Below are 6,284 nucleotides of genomic sequence, written 5' to 3' on the forward strand. Positions count from 1 at the left end.
GGCCGCGGGCGATCTGTTAAGGTATTGGGGTCGAACGATAGAGGAGCGGCCGAGAGGAGTTCCGGGGGAGCCGGCAGGCAGGGATCCCGGGAGGAGGCGAGGCCGCCGAATCCGCACCGCCGGGCACGGCGCGCGGGTGGGAACGCAGGAGAGACCTGCGGAACTGTCTGCCCTTCGGAAGGGAGGCCGCACGCGGAGTCTGAAGCGCTGCGGGATCCCTCGGCAGTTGCGCTATCCTTTGAGGTCTGGATGACCGGACGGGACCCTCCGCATCTCTCCAACGAGACGGAAGTCCGCGTTCATTCGTCTGCGCCGGAAGGGCTTGATGCGCCTGCCGGCGCTTTTTCGTATGCGCGCCCCGAGGAGCGGACCTCCGCCGTTGACGCGACAGTCAAACTCTGCCCAGACTTCAAAACACAAAGAACGGAGCACCTCCAAATGTCCCATCCCACCATCCGCGGCTCGTTGGTCGCCCTCATCACACCCTTCCATGAAGACGGCTCGGTGAACTTCGAGAAGCTCGGCGAATTGATCGACTTCCACCTCGCCCACGAGACCGACGCCCTCGTGATCCTCGGCACCACCGGCGAATCCTCGACGATGAGCCACGAGGAGGACGACGCCGTCTGCGAATTCACCGTGAAGCGCGTCGCCGGCCGCATACCCGTGATCTGCGGCTCGGGGTCGAACTCCACCGAGACGATGCTCGAGAAGTCGCTCTCCTTCGAGCGCCTCGGCGCGGACGGGCTGTTGCTCATCACGCCCTACTACAACAAGACCAACGAAGAGGGCATGTACCTGCACTTCAAGACGGTCGCCGACGCGGTGAAGATCCCCTGCATCCTCTACAACGTGCCGGGCCGCACGGGCTGCTCGATCTCGGAGGCGAACGTCGCGCGCCTCTCGAAGCACCCCAACATCATCGGCATCAAGGAGGCCTCGGGCAACATCAGCTACGCCGCCAAGATCGCCCGCTACCTCTCGCCCGACTTTGCCATGTACTCGGGCAACGACGACATGATCGTGCCGATGCTCTCCCTGGGCGCTTCGGGCGTCATTTCGGTCCTCGCCAACATCGCGCCGCGCGAGACGCACAAGATGGTCATGGACTTCCTCGAGGGCGACGTCGCCGCCGCGCGCGAGGCGCAGCTGCGCCTCCTCGAAGTGACGAACAACCTCTTCATCGAGGTGAACCCCGTGCCGGTGAAGGAGGCGCTCAACCTCATGGGCAAGGCCGTCGGCGGCTACCGGCTCCCGCTCACCCGCATGAGCGAGGCGCACCGCGAGACGCTCGCCGCCTCCATGCGCGCCGCGGGCTTCATCCACTAAAAAAAACGAACGCAGCAAAAGAGAGAGAACCAGCATGCAGATCGCACTCGTCGGCATGGGCCGCATGGGCCGCATGATCAAGGAATGCGCCGAAGCCCGCGGGATTGAAGTGGCGGGCGAATTCGACGTCGCGAACATCGACGCGCTCGCCGAACTCCCCGCCGTGGACGCCCTCATCGACTTCTCCGCTCCGGCCTCGCTCGGAGCCGTCGAAGCCTACGTGCGCCGCACGGGCGCCGCGCTCGTCTCGGGCACGACCGGTTACACGGCCGACGAAGCTGAGCGCGTGCGCGCCCTCTCGGCCCACGCCCCGGTGATCCAGAGCGCCAACTATTCGGTGGGCGTCGCCGTGTTGAAGCGCCTCGCCGCCCTCGCCGCGCCGCTCCTCGGCGAGGATTGGGACATCGAGATCGTCGAGACGCACCACCGCATGAAGGCCGACGCGCCCTCGGGCACCGCGAAGATGCTCCTCAAGGCGATCGACCCGGCGGGCGAACGCACCGTCGTCTACGGGCGCGAAGGCATGATGAAGCGCACGCCGGGCGAAATCGGCGTGCACGCCGTGCGCGGCGGCACCGTCGCGGGCGTGCACACCGTCTCCTTCTTCGGCGAGGATGAAGAGCTTTCGCTCACGCACCGCGCCGAATCCCGCCGCATCTTCGCTCTCGGGGCGCTGCGCGCCGCGGGGCTTCTCGCCGGCCGCGAGAAGGGCTTATACACCCTCGACGAACTCCTCTTCCGCGAAGGCTGAGAGAACTCCAGCCCGCACCAGAATTCACACTCACCCGAGAACCGAACCATCATGATGAACGCACAGGAAATCATTCACTACATCGCCACGGCCGAAAAGAAGACGCCCGTGAAGATAACGATCCGCGAGAAGGCCCCGATCGACTACGGCAACGCGCAGGTCTTCGGCTGCGGCGACAAGATCGTTTTCGGCGACTGGAAGCACCTCGGCCCGATCCTTGAAGCGAACAAGGAGAAGATCGACGACATGGTGATCGAGAACGACTGCCGCAACTCGGCGATCCCGCTCCTCGACCTCAAGAACATCAACGCGCGCATCGAGCCGGGTGCGGTGATCCGCGACCAGGTGACGATCGGCGACGGCGCGGTCGTGATGATGGGCGCGATCATCAACATCGGCGCCGTGATCGGCGAAGGCACGATGATCGACATGGGCGTCGTGATGGGCGGCCGCGCGACGGTGGGCAAGCACTGCCACATCGGCGCGGGCACCGTGCTCGCGGGCGTCGTGGAGCCCGCCTCCGCCAAGCCCGTGATCATTGAGGACAACTGCTTCGTGGGCGCCAACGCCGTCGTGATCGAAGGCATCCACGTGGGCGAAGGTGCGGTCGTGGCCGCCGGCTCCGTCGTGATCAACGACGTCCCGGCGGGCGCCGTGGTCGCCGGCGTCCCCGCGCGCATCATCAAGGAAAAGAAGGATGCGAGCACGACGCAGAAGACCGTCCTCGAGGACGCGCTCCGCTCGCTCTAAGCCCTTCCACCTCCATCTCCGACGCACCGAAGGGGAGCGCCGCCCGACATTTCCCGGGCTGGCGCTCCTTCTCTTTCACACGCCGCACCCCGCTCAGGCTCTCCGCCCCCTGCAGGATGCGCGTCCGACACCGCCATGCTTGAACGTCTTCAGCGCTTGCGCCGCGATCTGCACCAGATCCCCGAGCTCGACTTCGATCTTCCCGAAACCACCCGCTACGTGCGGCGCGTTCTCGAAATGCTCCCCTGCGAGGTCTTCTCGCCCGACGGCCACGGGCTGTGCGCCTGGTTCGACGCCGGGAAGACGGAGGCCGTCGCCTTCCGCTCCGACATGGACGCGCTCCCGATCTGCGAAGTGACGGGCGTTCCCTTCGCTTCCAAGCATGCCGGAAAGATGCACGCCTGCGGTCACGACGGCCACATGGCGATGGTGCTCGAACTCGCGCACCAGATCGCCGCGGTGAAGGACCGCCTCACGAAGAACGTCCTCCTCGTCTTCCAGCCCGCCGAAGAGACGACGGGCGGCGCGCGCCTCATCTGCGAGTCCGGGGTCTTCGGCGAGAGGAACGTCAAGGCGATCTACGGCTTCCACCTCTGGCCCGATCTGCCGATGGGCGCTGTCGCGACCCGTCCGGGGCCGCTTCTCGCGCGCGCGAACGAAATCACCGTGGACTTCGAGGGCAGGAGCACCCACATCGCGAAGTCCGAGGACGGCGCGGACGCGCTCCTTGCGGCCGCGAAGTTCGTGGTGCAGGCCGACCTCATGCTCGCGGGGCTACGCGCAGAGGAAGGCCCCTGGTGCACGCTCAAGTTCGGCAAGCTCACGTCGGGCACGGTGCGCAACGCCATCGCCGCCCACGGGCACCTCGAAGGGTCGCTCAGAGTCTTCAGCGACGCGGCCTATGAGAAGGCCTGGGCGCGGCTTCACGAGATCGCAGGCGAGATCTCAACCGAACTCGGCGTGAAGATCACGATCACGGGATCCGCGGGCTATCCCCCCGTCATCAACGATGCCGCGCTCTTTGAGGACGCCCGTCGCCGCATTCCGGAACTTGAGGTGCTCGAGAAGCCCCTCCTCATCGCCGAGGACTTCGCCTTCTACCAGAAGACCCTCCCCGGCCTCTTCATGCTCCTCGGCACCGGCACGGGGATCCCGCTCCACTCCGACCGCTTCAACTTCGATGAGGCGGTGCTCGAGCGCGGCGTGGAGATCTACAAGCGCCTGCTGCCCGTGAGCTAGCCTCACACCAGACGTCCGCGAAGGATCGACACATCATCCTTCGCGGCTGCGGCGGCTAGAATTCTCGCAGCGGAATCCTTCGCCCTCAGCCGCCCGTCCGAAGCGGACCTGCGTCTCATCTCCCGGGCGGCATCCGAGCAGAGGATTCCATTCACTTCTAGAGCCTCCATTCCCTCATGCCGCCTTTTCTTCCGATCGGTCTCTCCAACTTCCCGTCGCTGCGCCTTTCGAACACCGTCTACGTGGACAAGACGAAGCTCATCTGCGGCCTGGCGGCCGAGAACCAAAGGCTCTTTCTTGTCCGGCCGCGTCGGTTCGGCAAATCCCTCCTCCTCTCCACCTTTGAATCACTTTTCCAAGACGGCCTCAAATACTTTGCGGGGCTCGAGGCGGAGAAAATCTGGAATGACCAAACTTATCAAGTAGTCCGCATCGACTTCTCTCCGCTCAAGATTTATCGATCCTATTCCGACTTTCAGACTCAACTCGAAAGTCGGATCAGATCAGCTTTTGCACGTGCAGGCTTCGACTATCGTCCAGAATCCGGAATCCTGTTCTTCGATGCGCTCGAATCATGGTTGCTCTCGCTCAAGAACGCCTCCCTCGTGCTGCTCGTCGACGAATACGATGCTCCGCTTACCGCGCACATAGATGATTCCGACGTCTTCAGCACCATCAAACAGCTTTTGGCGCAGTTCTACGGCATCATCAAATCCGCCGATCAGGCATTTCGCTTTGTATTCATCACTGGAATAACAAAGTTCCAGGGGACCAGCATTTTTTCCGAATTCAACAACCTGCAGGACCTGACGCTACAGAAAGACTACGGCGCTCTTCTCGGGTATACCGACTCGGAGATCAAAAGGTTCTTTCCCGAATACCTCGAGGCATCCATGAAGACGCTCGGCCTGACGGAACACGAGCTCATGGAATTGATGCGAAAGCATTATGACGGCTATTGCTTTGAGGAAACATGCACCCAACACGTCTTTACGCCTTGGTCCGTTCTGAGCTTCTTCAAAACGCCGTCCCGAGGATTCAAGCCCTATTGGTATGATTCCGCAGGACAGCCCGCCGTACTCTTGAAGTTCTTGACCCATCACGCGCTTTCTCATCCTGAGTACTATGACTCCCCAAAGATCGCGAGTTATCGTTCATTAGCCGCCACGCAGAACTACGAAAACATTGACGAGACGACCCTGCTTGTTCAAACCGGCTACCTGACGCTCAAACACTTTGAAAACGACGTCTTCACGCTCGGGTATCCCAACAAGGAGGTCGCCACCGCCATGGCGCAGCTCTATTGCGACGAACTGCTGCGCAACGCCTCGGAATCCAGGCTGAAGTTGGCCCGCCTGCCCAAAATCCTCGCCAACGGTACCTTGGAGGAAATCGTGGCGCTTTTCAACACGGCGTTCGAAGCCGTCAACTACCAGGACTATCCGGTGACGAGCGAACACGCCTGCCGTGCCTTTCTGCACGTCCTGCTGCTCGGCGCCGCCATGGTGACGACCGCGGAGTTCTCCAACGCCCACGGCCGCAGCGACCTGGAGGTGGAGGCTGGCGACCGCCACTGGATCTTCGAACTCAAATTCGCGACGGGAGCGAGCGCAGCGCAACGGCAGCTTGACGATGCGCTCGAGCAGATCCGCAGCCGTCGGTATGGCGCCGGCCATCTTTCGGAGAGGCGCATCATGCGCGCGGCCCTCGTCTTCGACGGCCGGGCGCGGCGGTTCACGCACTGCGCGGAGCTGCGCGAAGAGTCCCCGCGCTCCTTATAGTCTCTGAGAGAGGCGCTCCTCACTCCTGCGCAGACAGTGCTTGCCGCAGAAGGCGATGCCGAATCGGCGCATCACCTTGAGCCCGCCGCCGAATTCCTCTGCATAGCTGCGTCGGTGAATCTGCTCGAGCGCCGCCGCGCAACTCTTCGCCAACTCTGCATCGTCCGACGACTTCTCTCGAAAGTATGGGTTCTACTGTTACAAGAACGGCGGTGTCTTCCGCTTCTATCGTCAGAACTCTTAGATTCGGACGTTGGCCCGCTCTGGGCTTGGGCCTGTGCCGGCGCAGGCTGAAGGCGCAACCAGCGAGCCTTTTTGCTCATGATAGAGCGGGCCGCGCCGAAAGACTGCATGCCGTCGGGTTTCGAAGCTCCATCTACCCCAAACTCCGGGATGACAGATCCCGAAAAGGCTTGACTACAGTCAAACTAGTT

The 6,284-nt window shown here is 63.0% G+C and carries 6 protein-coding genes; 5 read left to right on the forward strand and 1 reads right to left on the reverse strand.

From position 1 onward, the window contains the following. Positions 1-438: 438 nt before the first annotated feature. The 5 genes from dapA (at position 439) to ACT6Y9_RS07775 (ending at position 5,850) form a co-directional block, all read left to right on the forward strand. The gene (gene dapA / locus ACT6Y9_RS07755) at positions 439-1,329 is read left to right on the forward strand and encodes a 4-hydroxy-tetrahydrodipicolinate synthase (protein WP_443744109.1); all 891 of its coding nucleotides are present in this window, start codon (positions 439-441) and stop codon (positions 1,327-1,329) included. Positions 1,330-1,363: 34 nt separating this feature from the next. Continuing rightward, positions 1,364-2,080, forward strand: coding sequence for a 4-hydroxy-tetrahydrodipicolinate reductase (dapB, locus tag ACT6Y9_RS07760; protein ID WP_443744110.1), 717 nt, complete (start codon positions 1,364-1,366; stop codon positions 2,078-2,080). 51 nt (positions 2,081-2,131) lie between these two features. Further along, positions 2,132-2,830 (forward strand): 2,3,4,5-tetrahydropyridine-2,6-dicarboxylate N-acetyltransferase, encoded by a 699-nt coding sequence (gene dapD, locus ACT6Y9_RS07765; RefSeq protein ID WP_443744111.1) that lies wholly within the window; start codon positions 2,132-2,134, stop codon positions 2,828-2,830. Between the two features lie 135 nt (positions 2,831-2,965). Continuing rightward, positions 2,966-4,069 carry an amidohydrolase gene (locus ACT6Y9_RS07770; protein ID WP_443744112.1) on the forward strand — a complete coding sequence of 368 codons (1,104 nt, stop codon included), beginning with the start codon at positions 2,966-2,968 and terminating at the stop codon, positions 4,067-4,069. A gap of 176 nt (positions 4,070-4,245) precedes the next feature. Further along, the gene (locus ACT6Y9_RS07775; RefSeq protein ID WP_443744113.1) at positions 4,246-5,850 is read left to right on the forward strand and encodes an AAA family ATPase; all 1,605 of its coding nucleotides are present in this window, start codon (positions 4,246-4,248) and stop codon (positions 5,848-5,850) included. Here ACT6Y9_RS07775 and ACT6Y9_RS07780 read toward each other — a convergent pair. Next, positions 5,845-6,003, reverse strand: a complete 159-nt coding sequence (locus ACT6Y9_RS07780) for a hypothetical protein (RefSeq protein ID WP_443744114.1) — start codon at positions 6,001-6,003, stop codon at positions 5,845-5,847. The two genes, ACT6Y9_RS07775 and ACT6Y9_RS07780, sit on opposite strands and share 6 nt — an antisense overlap. Positions 6,004-6,284: the final 281 nt, after the last annotated feature.

The organism is Sutterella sp., assembly GCF_052272535.1.
Classification (GTDB): domain Bacteria; phylum Pseudomonadota; class Gammaproteobacteria; order Burkholderiales; family Burkholderiaceae_F; genus Sutterella.